Source organism: Tsukamurella sp. NPDC003166 (assembly GCF_040611135.1).
In the GTDB taxonomy this organism is placed as follows: Bacteria; Actinomycetota; Actinomycetes; order Mycobacteriales; family Mycobacteriaceae; genus Tsukamurella.
In genome coordinates this window covers 122004-141852 of record NZ_JBEXNL010000011.1, presented here as the reverse complement: position 1 = coordinate 141852, position 19849 = coordinate 122004, and the positions used below count along the sequence as shown (strand labels likewise).

Below are 19849 nucleotides of genomic sequence, written 5' to 3'. Positions count from 1 at the left end.
CGTCGATGGGAGGTCGAGATGAAGACGATGAGCTACTCGGAGTCGCGGAAGCACTACGCAGAGACTCTCGATGCCGTGGTCGACGACCGCGAGGAGGTCGTGATCACCCGCGCAGGGCATGAGCCCGTGGTCATCGTCTCGCTGGACGAGTACCAGTCACTCAAGGAAACCGCGTACCTCCTGCGAAGCCCCGAGAACGCCCGCCGGCTCCTCACTGCCATCGAGCGTCTGGAATCCGGTGACGGAGGGATTCACGCACTCCTCGAGGACGAATGAGCCTGATCTGGGATCCGTACGCGTGGGACGACTACGTCCGATGGCAGACCGAGGATCGGAAGGTCCTCAAGCGGATCAACACGCTGATCAAGGACATCGAGCGAAACGGGAACGAGGGCATCGGAAAGCCGGAGCCCCTCAAGCACGGATTCCAGGGCTACTGGTCACGCCGAATCACCGACGAACACCGGCTCGTCTACAAGGTCGTCGACGACGACGTCCGCATCGCCGCGTGTCGCTACCACTACCGACGGTGACTCCTGCCGACCGCTCGACTACGTCAGGTAGCGATACGCCGGCGACCCGGGCTCGAGCCGCTCGCAGTGCAGCCGCGAGTCGTTCATCCGCTCCAGCAGCGCCCCGAGGTCGGCGGCGCGCCCCAACTCCACACCCACGAGCGCCTCGCCGGTGTCGCGGTTGTTGCGCTTGACGTACTCGAACAGGGTGATGTCGTCGTCCGGACCGAGCACCTCGTCGAGGAACCGACGCAGCGCGCCCGGCTCCTGCGGGAAGGCCACGAGGAAGTAGTGCTTGAGGCCCTTGTGCACCAGCGACCGCTCGATCACCTCGTTGTACCGCGAGACGTCGTTGTTGCCGCCGGACAGGAGGCACACCACCGTCGAGCCGGGTTCGAACCGTAGCTGGGCCAGCGCCGCCACCGACAGCGCGCCAGCGGGCTCGGCGATGACGCCCTCGTTCTGGTACAGGTCCAGCATCGCGGTGCAGATGGCGCCCTCGTCCACCTCGATGATGCCGAGTTCCCCCGCCGAGACATCGCGGATCTCGTGCGCGGGCCAGACGGCGCCGCCCTCGGACACCGCGACGTCGTAGCCGATCCGGCCGATCTTCTTGACGGCGGCACCGTCGACGAACGGGTCGATGGTGGGCAGGTCGACGGGGCCCCCGGCCTCGATCGCCCGGGCCAGCGACGGTGCGCCCGCGGGCTCCGCGCCGACGATCGTGGCGGACGAGGACTGCGAGCGCAGGTAGCGGGTGACGCCCGCGAAGCAGCCGGCGCCGCCGACGGGCATCACTGTCACGTCGGGGACGACACCGCCGAGCTGCTCGACCAGCTCGACGCCGATCGTGCCCTGACCTGCCGTGGTGCGGGGGTCGTCGAAGGCGTGCACCCAGGTCGCGCCCGTGGCAGCGACGTCCTCCAGCGCAGCAGCCGCGGCGGCGTCGTAGGTCTCGCCGGTGGCGATCAGCTCGACGTAGCGTCCGCCGTGCGCGCGGATCCGGTCGCGCTTCTGCTTCGGCGTGGTCGTCGGGACGTAGATCCGGCCGTGCACCTCCATGGCCCGGCACGCGAACGCGACGCCCTGGGCGTGATTGCCGGCCGACGCCGCGACCACACCGGCGGCCTTCTCGGCGTCGGTCAGCTGCGCCATGAGGTTGTACGCACCCCGGATCTTGTACGAGCGGACCACCTGCAAGTCCTCGCGCTTGAGGTAGACCTTCGCTCCGGTCAGCGCGGACAGCCGCTCGCAGGGCTGCAGCGGGCTCATCGAGACCACCCCCGCGAGCCGCGCGCGGGCATCGATGATCGAGTGCACCGTCAGGTCGGCGGCGGCACTGGACATCGATGACGTAGACATGCGGGATATTTTCCCACTCGCCCCGCGACGGGGCGGGTCCGGGGCGTCCCGCGCTTTTCCGTGCCAGTATGGCCAGGTGCTGGACGGCTACCGGATGCGGATCGCGATCATGATCGCGCTCGCGGGCGTGGCGGCCTCCGCCGTGACAGTGGACTTCCACCGCGACCCGCCCTGGACGATCGTCCTCTTCGCGGTGGTGGTGATCGCCACGCTCGTCCGCTTCGTCCCCGACGACCGTCTCGGCCTGACCGCTCGGGTGGCGATCGAGGCTGTGGCGGCGCTGGCGGTCGGGATCCTGTTCGGAATCCAGCCGAACGCAGCGGTGGGCGTTCTCCTCTACGTCGGCACGGTCTACGCCGGCGGTGAGTTCCCCGTCAGGGCCTCGATCCCGCTGGCCCTGCTGGCCGGTGCGAGCGTCACGACCACCTCCCTGATCGCGGGGCAATCCGACTTCAACGCCTACTGGATCGGCGTGTCGGTGATCGTCACGGTCTGGGCGGGCATCGCGGGCCGCGCGCGACGGGAACGAACGCGCGCACTGGAACAACTCGTGGAGCAGACCCGCCGCACCGCGGAGTCGGAGGCCCGCAGCGGCGCGCTCGCCGAACGCGCCCGGATCGCCCGTGACCTGCACGACGTGCTCGCCCACACCCTCTCCGGCGCGGGGATGCAGCTCGAACTCGCCGACGCCCTGCTCGAGGCCGGCCGCCCCGACGATGCGCGCGCCGCCGTTCAGCGCGCCCGCGGCGCGATCGCCGACGGCGTCACCGAGGCCCGCGGCGCCGTCCACGCCCTGCGGGAGGACACCGTCGACCTGCCCGCGACCCTCGCCGCCCTCGCGGACGGCCCGGAGGAGAGCGTCGAGACCGAGCCGGTCGAACTGACCGATCCCCAGGCGCGTGCGGTACTGCGCGTCGCTCAGGAGGCCTTCACCAACGCCCGACGGTACGCTCCCGGCGCCCCCGTCAGGGCCCGCCTGTCCCGGATACCCGACGGTGCGGAGCTCACCGTCGTCAACGACACGGGCCGTCCCGCCGACGGCGTGCGCGGCTCGGGCATGGGCCTGATCGGGATGCGCGAGCGCGCGGCGGAGATCGGTGGCACGCTGCAAGCGGGTCCGAACCACGACGGCGGGTGGACCGTGCGCCTGACCGTCCCGCTGCCCACCGCTGCGACGAAGGAGCTCTGAGTGACCGACATTCGCGTGGTCGTGGCCGACGACCAGGCGGCCGTCCGCGAGGCGCTGGCCGCGATGCTCGACCTCACGACGGGCATCGAGGTCGTAGGGGCCGCAGCCGATGGCGTCGAGGCCGTCTCGCTCGTCCGCGAGCACCGCCCGGACGTGCTCCTCACCGACCTCCGGATGCCGAACCTCGACGGTGCCGGGGCCACCGAGCGCGTGCTCGCCGAGGCCCCCGACACCGCCGTCGTGCTGCTCACCACCTACGACGACGAGGAATCCATCCTCCTCGGCCTGCAGGCGGGGGCCCGCGGATACCTGACGAAGAACGCGGGACGCGCCGAGATCGCAGCGGCGATCACGGCGGCCGCGGCCGGGCAGTCGGTGCTCGACCCCCAGGTGCAGCAGCGGCTCCTGGCCTCCGCGACGGTCGGCGCGAGCGCACGTCCGGCACCGTCGGACCGCGCGGCGGCACCCGCTCCGGATCTGACGCCCCGCGAACGCGAGGTGCTGCGCCTCATCGCCGACGGTCTGACCAACCGGGACATCGCGGGCCGGCTGTTCGTGAGCGAGTCGACGGTGAAGACACACATCAACAACCTGTTCGCCAAGGCGCACCTCCGCGACCGCGCGCACGCCGTGCGGTACGCCTTCGAGACCGGCGTCGCGGCATCCGGTCAGGCCGATTGAAACCCTTCTCCGCTGCGCGCCACCGGCTTACGGTCGGACATCATGGCGATAACGATCATCCCCCCGGCACGCGCCGTGTCGTCCACGGCGCAGTCGGGCGCGACATCCCTTCCGGTGCGGCTCGTCCCGCGTCGGCGGCCCGGACGCTGGGCGGCCGCTGCCGTCGTCGCGGTGCTCGGCGCGATGCTGGTCAACACTCTGCTCACCAACCAGCGCTTCGAATGGCCCACCGTGGCCCACTACTTCACCCAGGCGGCGGTCCTCAAGGGGCTGTGGCTCACCCTGTGGTTGACCGCGGTCACGTTCGCGGCGGGTTTCGCCCTGGGCATCGGGCTGGCGGCGATGCGACTGTGGGGAGGACCACTGCTGCGGGCGGTGTCCTTCGGCTTCGTCTGGCTCGTGCGGTCGGTGCCGCCACTCGTGCTCCTGTTGTTCTGGTTCCAGCTCGCTTCCCTGTATCCACGCCTGTCGTTGGGGATCCCGTTCGGCCCTGAGTTCGTCACCGTCGACACCACGCACCTGATCAGCGGCATCGTCGCCGCGATCATCGCGCTCACGCTGGACGTGGCCGCGTTCGCCGCGGAGATCGTGCGCGGCGGCCTGGTCTCGGTGCCGCCGGGGCAGACCGAGGCCGCCAGGTCGCTCGGGCTCGGCCCGCGCCGCATCTTCCGGCGCATCGTGCTGCCCCAGGCGATGCCCGCGATCATCCCCGGCTCCGGCAATCTGCTGATCGGCCTGCTCAAGTCGACCTCGTTGGTCAGCGTGATCGCGGTGACCGACGTGCTCTACTCGGTGCAGCTGGTCTACAACCAGAACTTCAAGGTGATGCCGCTGCTGTTGGTGGCGACCACCTGGTACGTCGTGATCACCTCGGTCCTCGCCGTGGGCCAGTACTTCATCGAGCGGCGGTTCAGCCGGGGCCGGCGGGACGCCCGACCTTTCCGGGTGATCCTCCGCGACGCCGCACGCCTGCGGCCTGCACTCCCGCGCGCCACCACGAACCCGACGGTGCCGGCACCAGCGGACACGGCAGGTGAGCGTCGATGAGCGCCATCGAGATCCGCGGCCTGCGCAAGTCCTACGGCGGCCACGAGGTGCTGCACGATATCGACCTCGACGTCGCTCCCGGGGAGGTCGTCGTCATCCTGGGCCCCTCCGGCTCCGGGAAGTCGACGCTGCTGCGCTGCATCAACCACCTCGAGCGCCCCGACGCCGGCTACGTCCGCGTGGGCGGCGACCTCATCGGGTACAGCGAGGGCGGCGCTCGCCGCGGCCAGACGGTACTGCGCGAACTCCACCCGCGGGACGTCGCGCGCCAGCGCCGCCACATCGGCATGGTCTTCCAGCAGTTCAACCTGTTCCCGCACTTCACCGTCCTGGAGAACCTCACCGAAGGACAGCTCGCCGACGGCGTACCGGCCGACGAGGCCGCCCGCCGCGGCAGGGAGCTGTTGGCGCGCGTCGGTCTGGAGGGCAGGGAGCACTCGTATCCGTCGCACCTCTCCGGTGGGCAGCAGCAGCGTGTGGCGATCGCGCGCACCCTGGCGATGCGCCCCGACGTGGTGCTCTTCGACGAGCCCACCTCCGCGCTCGATCCGGAGCTCGTCGGTGAGGTCCTCGCCGTGATCCGGGATCTCGCCGAGTCGGGGATGACGCTGGTCGTCGTCACCCACGAGATCGGCTTCGCCCGGGACGTCGCCGACACCGTCGTCTTCATGGACGACGGCCGGATCGTCGAGACCGGCCGGCCCGAGACCGTCTTCGCCGCCGCCGAACACCCCCGCACCCGCGAATTCCTCGCAGCGGTCCGCTGATCCAGCACCTCCACCCATCCGATTCCCCCTGTACCAGGAGACACCCATGCGCAGCCGCGCCCTCTTCGCCACCGCCGCCCTCGCCGCAGCCACCGTGCTCGCGGCGTGCGGCGGACCGTCGGACTCGTCCACCCAGAGCTCCGCGTACCCCGTCCCCACCCAGGACCTCGTGTCGGGCATCGCGGTCGACCCCGCCGCCCACGCCCTCCTCCCCGCGGGGACCACGGAACTGACGCTGGGCCTCACCCGCTCACCGGGCATCAACAACCTTCCGCACGCGGGCGAGGTCCCCGAGGGCACCCCCGTGGGCCTCGACGTCGACCTCCGCAACGCCGTGGCGAAAGCCCTGGGTGTCACGTGGAAACAGGAGACCGGGACCTTCTCGACGATCATCCCCGGCGTGCAGAACGGCCGGTACCAGGTGGGGCAGGGCAACTTCGGCGTCACCAAGCCCCGCCTCGACGTGGTGGACTTCGCGACCTACCTCAACGACGGGCAGGCCTTCGTGGGGGCATCGAAATCCGGGCTCACGAGCGTGAAGACGCTCGAGGACCTGTGCGGCAAGAAGATCGTCACGGGCTCGGGCACCACCTTCCAGCAGATCCTGGAGAAGGGCGTCGACCAGTGCACGTCGAAGGGCAAGCCCGCGTACACGGTCCAGTACCTCGACGACCAGGGAGCCGTGATCCTCAGCCTGCAGAACAACAAGGTGGACGCCTACTTCGGGCCGACGCTCTCGCTGCGCTACCTGGTGGACAAGGTGCCCGGCACGACCTTCCTCGGTGAGTACTCCACCACCGTGGTCGGTTTCGTGACGGCGAAGGGATCGCCGATCGCCCCGGCGATCTCCCGGGCGATCAACACCCTCATCGCCCGCGGTGAGTACCAGAAGCTGTTCGAGAAGTGGAAGGTTCCGGCCTCGGCGCTGCCGAAGTCCGAGATCAACCCGACCGCGGGGTTCTGAGCCGTGGCGATCGAATCGCTCGCCTTCCTCACGCCGGGCAACTACGCCGACGACGATCCCGCTGCCGGGCTCGAGGACACGCTGCGGCTCATCGAGTTCGGCGAACGCCTGGGCTACCGCGGCGCGTGGGTGCGCCAGCGCCACTTGGAGCACGGGATCTCCTCCGCCGCGGTGTTCCTCGGGGCGGCCTCACAGCGCACCTCGACGATCGAGCTGGGCACCGCGGTCATCCCGATCGGCTACGAGAACCCGTTCCGGCTGGCCGAGGACCTCTCGCTCGCGGACGCCCTCGCGCGCGGGAGGCTGCAGCCCGGCTTCTCCACCGGGATGCCGCACGCGGATCTGCTGGCCGACGTGGTCTTCGAGGGTGATTGGCGCACCTACGAATTCGGGCACGCGCGGGTGGCGCGCACCGTCGAACACCTGCGCGGCGCGTACCTCGGCGACGAGGACGCGCGGATAGAATCCCCCGGGAACGTGCAGCGGCCGCGGCTGCAGCCGTACTCCCCCGGCCTGGCGGACCGGTCCTGGTACGGCGGGACCTCGCTCGGCTCGGCGCGGTGGACCGGCGAGGCCGGCCTGCACCTGCTGACCGGCAACATCGTCTCGGCGGCGGGCATCGACTCCGACGACTTCGGGACCGTGCAGGCCCGGCTCATCGACGCGTTCCGGCGGTCCGGAGGCGACGGCAAGCGGGTCGCCGTCGGTCGGGTGATCGTGCCGACGGACAGCGCCGACCGCTCCACCGCGGAGCGGTACCGCGCGTACGCGCGCTCGCGGTACGAGCGCACGCGAACCGCCCACGGGGACAGGCGGACCCTGTTCGCCGAGGACCTCGTCGGGCCGGTCGCGGAGATCGCGGAGCGCCTCGCCTCGGACCCCGCGTTCGCGCCGGAGACCGGTGCGGTCAGCGAGTTCCGCCTCGAGCTGCCCTACGAGTTCGACGTGCGGGACTACGAGCAGATCCTCACCGATGCGCTCGGCCTACTCCCCGCGCTCGCCTCCGCCGCCTAGGTACGCGTCTCACCGCAGAGCGCGGACGAGGTTCTTCTGGATCTTGCCGGTGGCGGTCTTCGGGAGGGCGTCGACGAAAACGATCTCCTTGGGCACCTTGAAGCCCGCCAAGTTGCTCTTGGCGTGGGCGAGGAGCGCGTCGACATCCCGCTCACCCGACGGTGCGGCGACGACGAAGGCCGTGACGGCCTCGCCCCAGCGCTCGTGCGGGGTGCCGACGACCGCGACCTCGGCCACCGAGTCGTGACCCAGGAGGACCCGTTCGACCTCCACGGAGGAGACGTTCTCGCCGCCCGACTTGATGATGTCCTTGGCGCGGTCGGTGAAGAACACGACGCCCTCGTCGTCGAGGTAGCCGATGTCGCCGCCGTGGAACCAGCCGTGCGCGAAAGCTTCCGCGTTCGCCGCGGCGTTGTTCCAGTAGCCTTCCATGAGCTGCGGTGAGCGGTAGACGATCTCGCCGACCTCGCCGGGCGGGAGCAGGGAGCCTGCGGCACCCATGATCGCGACGTCGGTGGAGGCGGTCGCGGGTCCCCAGGAGTCGTCCTTGAGCCCCTGGTGGCCGGGCCACTGGAGTTCCGAAACGGGCGTGGTCTCGGTCTGGCCGGATCCGAGAATGATGGCGGCGGAGGCGAATCGCGCGCGCAGGGCGGCGAGCAGCTCCGCCGGCATCGGCGCCATGGCGTACATCCCGGTGACCAGGGACGCGGTGTTGACGTCGTCCAGTTCGGGCCGGGCCAGCAGCGCCGCCCACATCATCGGCAGCAGGGTGATGTTGGTGACCCGGTGATCGACGAAGGCCCGCGCCAGCTTCTCGGGATCGAATCCCCGGAGCAGCACGGCGGTTCCGCCGGTGATGAGCGTCGGCATCAGGAGGGCGTCGAGCGCGGTGACGTGGAAGAGCGGCAGCGCGATCGGCTGGACCACGGGCTGCACGTCCGGCCGCAGGCCCAGGCCGAGCGCGGAGGACAGCGCCGAGATGTGCACCGCCACATGGCTGGTGACCACGCCCTTCGGTCGGGCCGTGGTGCCGGAGGTGTACAGGCAGTGGAGCACGTCCCGGTCCTCGACGATCGTCTCGACCACGGAACCGTCGGGATGCAGGACCTCCTGGAAGGAGGTCGACGGTACGCCGCCCACCTCGGCCGGGATCGCCCCTGCGCCACCCGGCACCACGTACACCGCCTCCACCACGTTCTCCGCGGCGCCGAGCGAGGCGGTCAGCGCGGGGACGAAGACGTCCTCGGTGATGACCGCGCGGACACCGCTGTCCCCCAGCTGATAGGCGACGTCGCCCGGCGCGAGCAGGAGATTCAGCGGCATCGCCACCACCCCGAGCTTCGCGCACGCGAACAGCGACACGGCGAACTCCCAACGGTTCTGCATCTGCAGGGCGATCGCGTCACCCCGCCCGTAGCCGCGCGCCTGCAGCCCGCGGGCGAGTGCGTTGGACCGGCGCTCCAGCTCCCGGTAGCTGACCGTGTGCTCGCCGTCGACGATCGCGATCCGATCGCCGAAGGTCCGGGCACCCCGGGTGGGCAGGTCACCCACGCAGACCCGATGGGTGAGGTTGACCGCGAGAGGGTCGACACCGGACAGGTCTGGGCGCATCGCTCGGCTCATGGCGGCACGGTAGCCCGTCCGCAGCGAGCGCGCTCGGTGAAAGTACGTTTCGCTAACCGACTCGCCGGGCCGTCTCGCCGGTCTCCGGGACCGGCAGGCCGAGATGGTCGCGAAGAGTCGTTCCCGCGTACTCGGACCGGAATGCGCCCCGCTCCTGCAGCAGCGGAACGACCTGCTCGATGAACTCGTCGAGGCCGGTCGGCGTGAGGTGCGGCACGAGGATGAATCCGTCGGCTGCGTCGGCCTGGACGTAGGTGTCGATCTCGTCCGCGACCTGCTCCGCGGTCCCCACGAACTGCGGCCGTGTATTGAGCTCGATCACCAGCTCGCGGATCGACAGCCCGCCCGCCTCGGCGCGCGCACGGTAGGTGGCCACGATCTCGCGCGGGTCCGCGTGCAGGACCCGTCCCTTCACCGCCTGAGCCTCGAAGACGGGCTCGACGTCGGGCAGCGGACCGTCGGGGTCGAAGGACTGGAGTTCGCGCCCCCAAACCTGTTCGAGGAAGTTGAGCGCGGTCTGCGGGCCGACCTGGCTGCGGCGGATCTCGCGGGCCTTCTCCGCCGCCTCGTCCGCCGTTGCCCCGATGACCGCGGCCGCGCCGGGAAAGACCTTGAGGTGGTCCGGATTGCGGCCGCGATCCGCGGCGCGCCGCTTGACGTCGGCGTAGAAGGTCCGGCCGCTCTCGAGCGAGCCGTGCCGAGTGAAGATCGCATCCGCCTGGGCCGCGGCGAAATCGCGTCCCTCCCCGGAGTCGCCGGCCTGCAACAGGACCGGGTGCCCCTGCGGCGACGGCGGGAGCGGAGCCGCGCCGCGGACATCGAACTGCGCGCCGTGATGCACGATCTGATCGCCGCCCCAACCGTCCCAGAACCTCCGGGCGACAGTGACGAACTCGTCGGCGCGCCGGTACCGGTCGGCGTGCGCCAGGAAGCCGCCGCGACGGAAGTTCTCGCCGGTGAACGCGTCGGAGCTCGTGACCATGTTCCAGGCGGCGCGGCCGTCACTGAGATGATCGAGCGTCGCGAACTGCCGTGCCACGTCGAAGGGCTCGTTGAAGGTCGTGTTGATCGTGCCGGCGAGACCGATGCGGTCGGTGACGGCGGCCAGCGCGGCGAGCACGGTGAACGTGTCCGGCCGGCCGACGACGTCGAGGTCGTGGATGCGCCCGAGGTGCTCGCGCAGCCGCAGGCCCTCGGCGAGGAAGAAGAAGTCGAACTTCCCCCGCTCCGCGGCGCGGGCGAGGTGCACGAACGAGTCGAACTCCACCTGGCTCCGCGCGGCGGGATCGGACCAGACGGTGTTGTGGTTCACGCCCGGGAAGTGCGCTGCGAGGTGGATCGGCTTGCGGTGCGCGCCTTCGCGGACCGGGACGCCCTCGTATCCGGTGGTCACAGGAGTCCCCATTCCTTCGCCAGGAGTTCGTGGCTGCGCAGGCGCGCGGCGTGGTCGTGCGTGACCGAGGTGACGACGAGCTCGTCGGCCCCGGTCCGTTCGGCGAGGGCGCGCAGGCCGTCGGCGACGCGTCCCGGGTCGCCCACGAACTGCGTCTCCGTACGGTCGGCGACCGCGGCCCGCTCGGTATCGGTGAGAGCCACGCTGTCCCGCGGGTAGGCGATGGCGCCGGCACCGTATCGGATCGAATGCACCCACGCGGGGAAGCCCGCGGCGAGTTCCCGGGCCTGCGCGTCGGTGTCGCCCACCACGACGTCGGCGCTGACGACGACGCGGGGCGCCGCCAGCCGCTCGGACGGGCGGAACGCCTCCCGGTAGGCGCGGACGGCGTCGAGCGTGGTCGCGGGACTGACGTGGTAGTTCGCGACGAAGGGCAGACCGCGACCGCCTGCGACCTGCGCGCTCTCCCCGGCGCTGCTACCGAACAGCCAGACCGGCGCGTCGTGGGCCGCCTCGGCCACGGGCGAGCGCAGAGTGCGGCCGTCGGCGGTGAACGTGCCCGCGATCAGCGCGAGCACGTCGTCGACCTGCTCTGCGAAGCCGGGTGGCTCCGCGTGCGGGTGATACAGCGTCTCGTAGCCCGCCACGACGGCCGGATTCGGGCCCGGCGCGCCGGGCGGCGGCGTGCGTAGTCGTTGGCCGGTGCGCCCCAGTCCGATATCGACGCGGCCCGGGTGCAGTGCCGCGAGCACACCGAAGGCGTCGGCGACCGCGGGCGCGGTGGTGAAGCCCACGAGCACCGCCGCCGATCCGACGCGGATCCGTCTCGTAGCGGCGAGGATCTCGCCGATCAGCACGGCCGGGGCAGCGCTCGCGACGTGGGCGAAATGGTGTTCGGCCACCCAGTAGCGGCCGTACCCCCAGTCCTCGGCGCGGCGCGCGAGTTCGAGGGTGTTGCGAAGCGCGTCCGCGGCGGTGGATCCGTCGGGGATCGGCGCCAGGTCGAGGACGTTCAGCGAGGTCATCAGGCACCCTTCACGGCGGCGAAACGGTTGACGGCCGGCCGGAGGCCGAGGATCTCGCGCAGCGTGCCCGTACGCGGGGAGCCCTGCAGGAGTGGGGTGAACGCGGATCGCAGTCGAGGAAGGTCGACGGCGTTGACGCCGGGACGCAGACGGGCACCGTCGAAGCCGAGGGCCTGCCACCGGGCGACCGTACGGGCGAGAGACTCCGCCGTGCCGGCGACAACGAGGGTGTCGTCGTCCGCCGGCTCGCGGCGGTCCAGCTTCTCGATGCGGCGCAGCGCCGTCCGTTCGGAATCGGCGAGGTGGACGGTGACGTCGACGAGGAGGCGGGGCACCCCTGCGGAGCGGAGCCGGGACGCCGTCTCCACGAGGGCATCATCGGTCGCGGCGGGCACGATCGCCACGTCCGCGCGGGCGGCGACCGCCTCGCTCTCGATGCCGGTGACCCGGACGATCACCGGCGGGCTCCCCTGCGGTGGTCGCGGTGTGATCGACGGGCCTTTCACCGAGAAGTGCTCCCCCTGGAAATCGATGTAGTGCAGGCGGTCCCGGTCGATGAAGCGGCCGGTGGCACGGTCCTTGATGATCGCGTCGTCCTCCCAGCTGTCCCAGAGGTCGCGCAGCACCTCGACGTACTCGCGGGCCTCCTCGGCGCGGGACGCCGGTGCTTGGGGGTTCTTCCGGCCGAAGAGTGCCGCGTCGGCGGCGGCGCCCGTGGTGGCGGGGAGCACGCCCGCGCGCGCACCGCTCACGTAGTCGAGCGTCGCGATCGCCTTGGACGCGTGGAAGGGCTCGGTGTGTGTGGCGGTCACGGTGGGCACCAGCCCGATCCGCGGCACCGACGGCGCGAGCCGCGCCGCCAGCAGCGTCGCGTCGAACCGGCCGCTCAGTCGGTCGCGGGCGGTCAGCGTGAACGAGTCCTCGAAGGTGACGAGGTCGGCGGCGGCCACCTCCGCGGAGCGGGCCAGCCCAACCCAGTGCTCCGCGGAGGTGGCCTCCAGTGGATCCGCGCCGACCTCCGCGAACGCTGCGGGATGCCAGCCGAACGGCTCCAGGGCGATCCCGAGGACAGGGCGAGAGGTGGTTACGGTCACGGATTCGACGGTAGGCCGCGGCGATTCGCCTGTGACCCCTTGCGCTCAGCGTGGATCGAAGGGAATCGAACCGCGCTCGGCCCCGCCCGGGCGGCGGTAGCCTCGGTCCGTGGGCGACGCCGATCCAACGGCTGTGGCGGCCGACTGGGCCGCCGCACGCGTCGATGCGGTCCGCGACTCTCCCGCAGCGCGTCTGGCCCTGATGACGGCACTGTACGAGCGGACCGTGCCGGGGCTCACGGATGCCCGACTGCGGTACGTACGGGCAGTAACGGCGTTCATGCGTTGGCAGATTCGACGGGGCCTCCTGGCGCCGACCGTCGACGGGTCCGGCGGCAGTCCGTGGTGGCGGGCGGTGAATCTGAGCCACCTGCGGGATACGGCGGAGGCCGGCGCTCTGGCCTCCGGCATGGGCGGCGCACCGTCGAGCCCGGCAGTCGAGCTGTGCGTGGAGTTCGTCGCCCGTCCGACCTCCCGGAACTGGTACCGTGCGCACAACGCATCGATCGTGTCGGCGTACCTCGACCACCGGGAACTCGCCGCGGACGAGAATTCGATCGAGCGATTCTTCCTCAACCTCGTGCTCACTCGCGTGCTGTACGCGCACGCGCTCGTCGCCGCACCGCGGTTCGCCCTGGGGTGGTTCGCTCCGCTCGCTCCGCTGCTGGGCGATCCGCGGGTCGGGATGACCGGCATCTTCCTATCGTTGCGACGCGTGCTCCCCGCGACCTACCCGCTCCGGGGCGAGCTCCGCGACTACACGGACGCCGAGCACGGCTTCGGCAGGCTCCTCGACGTCGGCTTCGTCGGCCCCCGACTCGACGCGTTGTACGACTGGTCAGCGGACGAGCTCATGATCCCCGAACTGCGGTCCCTCATCAGCGCGGGCGTCCCGTCGTACGCATGGGATCCCGACGACTCCCTGCCGTGGCGTCCCCGTGTCGGGATCGGCGCCGCGCTCGCCAGGAAGGTGATTCCCCCGGGTCCGTGACCCGCTCGGCCCCGGACTCGTTCGCGCCGGACCTCACGCGGGGCCGAGCCCGACAGCGAGCGGGAGGACCACCACGCACCACGCGGCACCGATCATCGCCGGACCGTGCGGCACCGTCCGACCGCGAGCGACCAGCGCCCACACCACGGTGATCGCCTGCGCGGCGAGGACGGCGACGAGAACGCCCGGCACCCCGGCCGTGCCCCCGACGACGGCGCCCAGTGTCGGCGCCAGCTTCACATCGCCCGCGCCCATGCCGCGGGCGAGGAAGGCCGCGCCGTTCACCACGGTCCAGAGCGCCGCGCCGAGGAGCGCGGAGGGCGCACCGTCGAACGCCTGCCAGAGGGCGACGGCGAGTGCCAGCGACGCGGCGGGCAGCGTCAGGACGTTCGGCAGGCGCCGCTCGTGCACGTCGAACCGGCACAGCGCGACCGACCACGCGACGAACAGCGCCACGGCGAATCCCCCGAAGAGCCCCCACTCCACACCGGGAGTGTGTCAGGACAGGAGCACGTTCCGCAGCAGATCGGGGACCGGGACCGATCCCGACCCGTCGGCCGCGATCACCGCGTGCACGCCCCGGCCGGAGACGGCGTCGGTGGGGACCTCCGCGTCGAGGTCCGTGCGGAACACGAACTCGAGGGTGAAGCTCCTGTTCCCGATCCGCCCGGTCCGCAGGACCAGCTCGACATCGCGGTCGTCGGTCAGGCCCGCGGCGTAGTCCAGCTCCACGTGCACGACCTGGGTGTCGAACCCGGCGTCCAGCAACGACGCATAGGACATTCCTCGGTCGGCGTAGAGCTCGCCGACCGCCGCGTCGACGTAACCCAGGTACCACATGTTGAACATGACACCCTGGCGGTCGATCTCGTAGTACCGCGGCCGGAAGCGGTAGTGGAAGTCGGTCATCGTGCCTCCCTCGTCGCGGCCAGCGCCGCGGCCATCGCTGCGCGCGGCGCTCGCCGGCCCGTGAACCACTCGGCCTGGCGGTACGCCTGCGCGAGCAGCATCGTCAGGCCGCCCGCTGTCCGGGCGCCCTTCGACTCGGCCGCCGCCACGAGCAGCGTGGGCCACGGATCGTAGGCGACATCCGCCACGGCGGGCGCGGCCGACGACAGCGCGTCCACCAGCGGGAAGTCGCCGGACTGGGCCGACCCCGGCACCGTCGACACCACGACGTCCGCCGTCGGCACGGACTCCGCCGCGAGCCGCGCCCACGACGCGGTGAGCCCGAAGGACGCGGCGCACAACAGGGCGTCCTGCGCCCGCGACTCCGAGCGGGCCAGCACCGTCGCCCTCCGGAAGCCGCGGTCGGCGAGCGCGGCGAACACCGGGCGGGCCGTGCCGCCCGCGCCCACGACGACGGCCGACTCGCCCGCCGCGCCGCACTCGTCCAGCAGGCCGATGGCCCCGTCGACGTCCGTGCAGTCGGCCAGCCACCCGTCCTCGGTGCGCACCAACGTGTTCGCGGACCCGACGGTGACCGCGCGTTCCGTACGCTCGTCGGCGAACGCCAGGGCCGCGAACTTCCCGGGCATCGTGACGGACAGGCCCACCCACTCGGGGCCCAGGGAACCGACCAGGCCCGGCAGCGCCTCCGCATCGCACTCGATGCGCCCATAGGTCCAGTCGAGACCCAGCGCCCGGAACGCGGCGTTGTGCAGCGCCGGCGAGAGCGAATGCGCGATGGGCTTGCCGAGAACCGCGGCGCGGCGCGGACCGGTCACTTGGTGCAGCCGACCGTGAGGAACTTGGTGTCGCAGGCCCTCTGCCGGTTGCGCTCGTGCTGCGCGAAGTCGTCGGTGAACAGGGTGGTGCCCTGGCTGTCGACGGTGACGAAGTACAGCCACGGTCCCGGTGCGGGGTTCTCCGTCGCCACCAGTGCCGGGATCCCCACCGCGCCGATCGGCGTCGCGGGCAGCCCCGTCTTGGCGTAGGTGTTCCACTCGGTCTTCTTGAGCAACTGCTCGCCCACCACGTCGATACCGGTCACGGCCTCGGTGTAGTTGACGGTCGAATCCATCTCGAGCTTCTGGTTCTTCGCGAGCCGGTTGAGGATCACCCGCGCGACCTTCGGGTAGTCGTCGGCCTGGTTCACCTCGCGCTCGACGATGGACGCGGACACCAGCACCTGGTACGGCGCGAGCTTCGCCGCGGACGTGCGGCTCGCGTCGAGCAGGCCCTGCGCCTCGTACTGCTTCGCCGACGCCGTGATGAGGTCCTTAAGGATCGCCACGGGCGTGCCGGACGGGTCGATCTGATCCCACACACCCGGCGCGATGAGACCCTCGATGCGGCGGTGATCGCCCTTGAGCCGGTTCACGGTGGCGGCGGCCCACTCGGGAACGCCGAGATCGGCGACGCTCGCCGTGGAGGCCACCTTGACGAAATCGGCCTTGGCCGTCTGCTTCTTCACGCCGCCGTCCGTATGGGCCGTGGCCGCGGACAGCTGGCTGAAGATCCCCGGCGCGACCTTGTTGTCCTTGTTGCGCTTGTCGTCGAGGACCGCGCCAGGAGAGACGTTGAGCATGCCGACCCGGTGCGTCCGCGCCGGGTCCACCAGCATGGTGACGACCTCGGACGCGGGCAGGGTCTTGCGGAGCTCGTAGTAGCCCGCGGAGATCGGCTTGTCGCCCGCGGCGCGGTTGAACGCGCCGACCGACTTGACCACCCCGGCGTCCACGAGGTTCTGCGCGAAGTCCGAGTTGTTCTCACCGGTGATGTGCACGACGACCTCGGGACCCGACTGGCCCGACGCGAAGTCCTCGGGAGCGGCCGCGCCCCCGAACAACGAGCCGCGTACCGTCCACAGCACCGCGCCGACCGCGACGAGGAAGACCATCAGGATAGAGAGCAGCGCGATCCGGCGGCGGCGCTTCACCTGCGCCTGTCGCGCGGCCCTGCGGCGGTCCGCCCGGGTGGTCCGCTGCTCGCCGACCGCAACCGGTTCCGCGCGGTGCCTGTTCCACCCGTCGCTCACTCGTCGACCTCCTCGGGGCCGGGCACCGGCCTCTGCTCGTCGAGCCATCCCTGCAGGATGGCCACCGCGGCGGCCTGATCGATCACCGCTCGCTGCTCCTTCGCCCGCACGCCGTTCTCGCGCAGCGCCCGCTGCGCGGTCACAGTGGTGAAGCGCTCGTCAGAGAAACATACCCGTGGCGGCGTTGCCTGTGAGGTACGCAGCACCCCGGCGAGCCGTCGTGCGAAACCCTCCGCCATCTTCGCGGAGGCCCCACGCTCGCCGCGCAGGGTGCGCGGCATCCCGACGACGATCTCGATCGGCTCGTAGTCCGCCACGAGCTGTGCGATCCGCCGCAGGTCGGAGCCGTCCTTCGCGGTGCGGACCGTCTCCACCGGCGTGGCGAGGATCCCGTCGGGATCGGAGACCGCCACGCCGATGCGGGCCTTCCCCACGTCCAACGCGAGCCGACGGCCTCGTTCCCACCCCCGCGGGGGCTCCGCCCCCGCGCACGCCCGGTCATTCCCTGCGGGCTGCGTGCCGCTCACCGTCAGGCGCCGACCGTCCGCGCGACCTCGGCCCGGACCGCGGTGAGGGCACCGTCGACCCCGGAGGCGTCCGAACCCGCGCCCTGTGCCATGTCGGCCTTGCCGCCGCCGCGGCCGCCGACCGACGGCGCCGCGGCCTTGACCACGTCGCCGGCCTTGACGCCCAGGTCCTGGGCGGCGTCGTTGGCCGCCACCACGAACGGGACCTTGTCGCCGTCGACCGCGAACAGCGCGATGACGGCGGGCTCGGCACCGAGGCGGCCCTTGAGCTGCGTGACCAGGCCACGGAGCTCCCCGGCCGTGACGCCCTGCGGGGCCTTCGCGGCCACGAGGCGGACCGCGCCGACCCGCTCCGGCGACGAGGCCAGTTCCGCCAGCGCGGACAGCGCCGCCTGCGCCCGCAGCTTCTCCAGTTCCTTCTCGGCGTCCTTGAGCCGGGTGACCAGCGACTCGACGCGCGCGGGCACCTCCTCCGAGGGCACCTTGAGCGAGCTCGACAGCGCGGACACGAGGGCGTGCTCCTTCGCGAGATACTGCTGCGAGTCGAGGCCGACGTAGGCCTCGACCCGGCGCACGCCCGAACCGACGGAGCTCTCCCCGAGCAGGGTGACGGGGCCCACGAGGCCCGAGCTGGCGACATGCGTTCCACCGCACAGCTCCATCGAGAAGGGCCCGCCGATCTCGACGACGCGCACCCGCTCGCCGTAGTTCTCGCCGAACAGCGCCATGGCTCCGCTCTTCTTCGCGGTCTCCAGGTCGGTCACCTGGGTGTGCACCGCGTAGTCGGCCTGCACGGCCTCGTTGGTCACCCGCTCGATGTCGGCGCGCTGCTGCTCGTTCAGGCCGCCCGACCAGCGGAAGTCGAAGCGCAGGTAGCCGGGCTTGTTGAGCGAGCCGGCCTGCACCGCGTTGGGGCCGAGCACCTGGTGCAGCGCGGCGTGCACCAGGTGCGTGCCCGAGTGCCCCTGGGTGCTGCCGTGCCGATGCGACGGGTCGACCGCGACGGTGACGGTGTCGCCCTCGGCGACCTCGCCGGTGGCGACCGTGCCCTGGTGGCGCCACACGGTCTTGGCGACGCGCTGCACGTCGGTCACGACGATCTGCGCGCCGGCGGCGGTGGTGATGGTGCCGATGTCGGCGAGCTGACCGCCGGCCTCCGCGTACAGGGGGCTGCGGTCCAGCACGATCTCGATGTCGTCGCCCTGGTGCGCGACGGGTACGCGGACGCCTGCGCGGATCAGGCCGAGCACCTGCGCGTCGGAGACCAACTCGTCGAAACCGGTGAACTCCGTGGGCCCGCGGTCGACGAACTCCCGGAACACCGACAGGTCGGCGAGCGCCGACTTGCGCGAGTTCGCGTCGTCCTTGGCGCGCTGGCGCTGCTCGGCCATGAGCGCGCGGAAGCCCTCCTCATCGACCGTCAGTCCCGCCTCGGACGCCATCTCCAGCGTGAGGTCGATCGGGAAGCCGTAGGTGTCGTGCAGCGTGAAGGCGTCGTCTCCCGAGAGCACCGTCCGGCCCGAGGACTTGGTCGAATCCACGGCGTTGCCGAACAGCGTGGTGCCCTGCTCGAGGGTCTTGAGGAAGGCCTGCTCCTCCCCCGTGGCGACGGTGCGGATCCGCTGCGCGTCGTCGGCCAGCGACGGGTACGACGGGGTCATCGTCGAGATCACGGTGTCGACGAAGACGCCCATCGTCTCGCCGGTGGCGCCGAGGAGTCGGGCCGAGCGCACAACGCGGCGGAGGAGACGCCGCAGCACGTAGCCGCGGCCGTCGTTGCCGGGGTTCACGCCGTCCTCGATGAGCATCACCGCGGTGCGGGTGTGGTCCGCGATGACGCGGAAGAGGCGATCGTGCTCGGCGTCACCCGCGTTGTACCGTCGGCCGGTCAGCTCCTGAGCGCGGTCGATGACGGGACGCAGCAGGTCGGTGTCGTAGACGTTGTCGACGCCCTGCAGCAGGAAGGCGACGCGCTCGACGCCCATGCCGGTGTCGATGTTCTTCTTCGGCAGCTCGCCGAGGATCTCGAAGTTCTCCTTGCCGCCGCCCTGGCCCCGCTCGTTCTGCATGAAGACGAGGTTCCAGATCTCGATGTAGCGGTCCTCGTCGGCCTCCGGGCCGCCCTCGACGCCGTATTCGGGGCCGCGGTCGTAGAAGATCTCCGAGCACGGACCGGCGGGGCCGGGGATGCCCATCGACCAGTAGTTGTCCTTCATGCCGCGGCGCTGGATCCGCTCGGGCACCTGGCCGACCTCCAGCCACAGGTCACGGGCCTCGTCGTCATCGAGGTAGACGGTGGACCACAGGCGCTCGGGATCCATTCCGAAGCCGCCCTCGTCGACCGGGTTCGTCAGCAGCGACCAGGCGAAGCGGATCGCGTCGCGCTTGAAGTAGTCGCCGAAACTGAAGTTGCCGGCCATCTGGAAGAAGGTGTTGTGGCGCGTGGTGATGCCCACCTCTTCGATGTCGAGAGTGCGCACGCACTTCTGGATCGACGTGGCACGCTCGTACGGCGGGGTCTGCTGGCCCAGGAAGTACGGCACGAAGGGCACCATGCCGGCGATCACGAACAGCTGATTCGGGTCGTTCAGGACCAGCGACGCACTCGGCACCTGGGTGTGTCCGGCCTTGACGAAGTGGTCCGTGAACCGCTTCCGAATCTCATGGGTCTGCACAACGA

The 19849-nt window shown here is 71.1% G+C and carries 20 protein-coding genes; 9 read left to right on the top strand and 11 right to left on the bottom strand.

What is annotated here, in order from left to right; translation table 11 throughout:
- The first annotated feature begins 18 nt into the window (after nt 1-18).
- Both ABZX10_RS14370 and ABZX10_RS14365 read left to right on the top strand, forming a co-directional pair.
- Nucleotides 19-276 carry a type II toxin-antitoxin system prevent-host-death family antitoxin gene (locus ABZX10_RS14370; RefSeq protein ID WP_168544153.1) on the top strand — a complete coding sequence of 86 codons (258 nt, stop codon included), beginning with the start codon at nt 19-21 and terminating at the stop codon, nt 274-276.
- Nucleotides 273-533, top strand: a complete 261-nt coding sequence (locus ABZX10_RS14365; RefSeq protein WP_355540677.1) for a Txe/YoeB family addiction module toxin — start codon at nt 273-275, stop codon at nt 531-533. Before ABZX10_RS14370 ends, ABZX10_RS14365 begins: the two co-directional genes overlap by 4 nt.
- A gap of 18 nt (nt 534-551) precedes the next feature.
- Here ABZX10_RS14365 and ilvA read toward each other — a convergent pair whose 3' ends face one another.
- Nucleotides 552-1874, bottom strand: a complete 1323-nt coding sequence (ilvA, locus tag ABZX10_RS14360) for a threonine ammonia-lyase IlvA (protein ID WP_355540674.1) — start codon at nt 1872-1874, stop codon at nt 552-554.
- 76 nt (nt 1875-1950) lie between these two features.
- Between ilvA and ABZX10_RS14355 the strand changes: the two genes are divergently transcribed.
- The 6 genes from ABZX10_RS14355 to ABZX10_RS14330 are packed head-to-tail and all read left to right on the top strand — an operon-like array spanning nt 1951 to nt 7536.
- On the top strand, nt 1951-3063 hold the full coding sequence (locus tag ABZX10_RS14355; RefSeq protein WP_355540671.1) for a histidine kinase: 1113 nt from the start codon (nt 1951-1953) through the stop codon (nt 3061-3063).
- A complete protein-coding gene (locus ABZX10_RS14350; protein WP_355540668.1) occupies nt 3064-3744 on the top strand; it encodes a response regulator transcription factor in 681 nt (226 codons plus the stop codon).
- A 42-nt stretch (nt 3745-3786) separates the two neighbouring features.
- The gene (locus ABZX10_RS14345) at nt 3787-4791 is read left to right on the top strand and encodes an amino acid ABC transporter permease (RefSeq protein WP_355540665.1); all 1005 of its coding nucleotides are present in this window, start codon (nt 3787-3789) and stop codon (nt 4789-4791) included.
- Nucleotides 4788-5558, top strand: a complete 771-nt coding sequence (locus ABZX10_RS14340) for an amino acid ABC transporter ATP-binding protein (protein WP_355540662.1) — start codon at nt 4788-4790, stop codon at nt 5556-5558. Before ABZX10_RS14345 ends, ABZX10_RS14340 begins: the two co-directional genes overlap by 4 nt.
- A 46-nt stretch (nt 5559-5604) precedes the next feature.
- Nucleotides 5605-6522: an ABC transporter substrate-binding protein gene (locus tag ABZX10_RS14335; RefSeq protein WP_355540659.1), complete on the top strand. Its 918-nt coding sequence runs from the start codon at nt 5605-5607 to the stop codon at nt 6520-6522.
- Between the two features lie 3 nt (nt 6523-6525).
- Nucleotides 6526-7536, top strand: coding sequence for an LLM class flavin-dependent oxidoreductase (locus ABZX10_RS14330; protein WP_355540656.1), 1011 nt, complete (start codon nt 6526-6528; stop codon nt 7534-7536).
- A 9-nt stretch (nt 7537-7545) separates the two neighbouring features.
- Here ABZX10_RS14330 and ABZX10_RS14325 read toward each other — a convergent pair whose 3' ends face one another.
- The 4 genes from ABZX10_RS14325 to ABZX10_RS14310 are packed head-to-tail and all read right to left on the bottom strand — an operon-like array spanning nt 7546 to nt 12671.
- Nucleotides 7546-9159 (bottom strand): AMP-binding protein, encoded by a 1614-nt coding sequence (locus ABZX10_RS14325; protein WP_355540653.1) that lies wholly within the window; start codon nt 9157-9159, stop codon nt 7546-7548.
- 52 nt (nt 9160-9211) lie between these two features.
- Nucleotides 9212-10552 carry an NtaA/DmoA family FMN-dependent monooxygenase gene (locus tag ABZX10_RS14320; RefSeq protein WP_355540650.1) on the bottom strand — a complete coding sequence of 447 codons (1341 nt, stop codon included), beginning with the start codon at nt 10550-10552 and terminating at the stop codon, nt 9212-9214.
- Entirely contained in the window at nt 10549-11577 is a 1029-nt protein-coding gene (locus ABZX10_RS14315) for an MsnO8 family LLM class oxidoreductase (RefSeq protein WP_355540647.1), read from the bottom strand. The genes ABZX10_RS14320 and ABZX10_RS14315 overlap by 4 nt, the downstream gene beginning before the upstream one ends.
- A complete protein-coding gene (locus ABZX10_RS14310; protein ID WP_355540644.1) occupies nt 11577-12671 on the bottom strand; it encodes an LLM class flavin-dependent oxidoreductase in 1095 nt (364 codons plus the stop codon). The genes ABZX10_RS14315 and ABZX10_RS14310 overlap by 1 nt, the downstream gene beginning before the upstream one ends.
- Nucleotides 12672-12780: 109 nt before the next feature.
- On the opposite strand from ABZX10_RS14310, the gene ABZX10_RS14305 reads away from it, so the two are divergent.
- Complete coding sequence (locus ABZX10_RS14305; RefSeq protein WP_355540641.1) at nt 12781-13662, top strand: hypothetical protein; 882 nt, start codon at nt 12781-12783, stop codon at nt 13660-13662.
- A 33-nt stretch (nt 13663-13695) separates the two neighbouring features.
- Here the strand turns inward: ABZX10_RS14305 and ABZX10_RS14300 are convergent, their stop codons facing one another.
- From ABZX10_RS14300 to alaS, 6 genes are all read right to left on the bottom strand, one after another.
- Nucleotides 13696-14148: an A24 family peptidase gene (locus tag ABZX10_RS14300; protein ID WP_355540638.1), complete on the bottom strand. Its 453-nt coding sequence runs from the start codon at nt 14146-14148 to the stop codon at nt 13696-13698.
- A gap of 12 nt (nt 14149-14160) precedes the next feature.
- Nucleotides 14161-14571 (bottom strand): thioesterase family protein, encoded by a 411-nt coding sequence (locus ABZX10_RS14295; protein ID WP_355540635.1) that lies wholly within the window; start codon nt 14569-14571, stop codon nt 14161-14163.
- Nucleotides 14568-15389 (bottom strand): shikimate dehydrogenase, encoded by an 822-nt coding sequence (locus tag ABZX10_RS14290; RefSeq protein ID WP_355540632.1) that lies wholly within the window; start codon nt 15387-15389, stop codon nt 14568-14570. Before ABZX10_RS14290 ends, ABZX10_RS14295 begins: the two co-directional genes overlap by 4 nt.
- Nucleotides 15386-16642 (bottom strand): endolytic transglycosylase MltG, encoded by a 1257-nt coding sequence (locus ABZX10_RS14285; RefSeq protein WP_355540629.1) that lies wholly within the window; start codon nt 16640-16642, stop codon nt 15386-15388. Before ABZX10_RS14285 ends, ABZX10_RS14290 begins: the two co-directional genes overlap by 4 nt.
- Nucleotides 16639-17082, bottom strand: a complete 444-nt coding sequence (gene ruvX / locus ABZX10_RS14280; protein WP_355540626.1) for a Holliday junction resolvase RuvX — start codon at nt 17080-17082, stop codon at nt 16639-16641. Before ruvX ends, ABZX10_RS14285 begins: the two co-directional genes overlap by 4 nt.
- A gap of 89 nt (nt 17083-17171) precedes the next feature.
- Nucleotides 17172-19844: an alanine--tRNA ligase gene (alaS, locus tag ABZX10_RS14275; RefSeq protein WP_355540623.1), complete on the bottom strand. Its 2673-nt coding sequence runs from the start codon at nt 19842-19844 to the stop codon at nt 17172-17174.
- Nucleotides 19845-19849 lie beyond the last annotated feature (5 nt).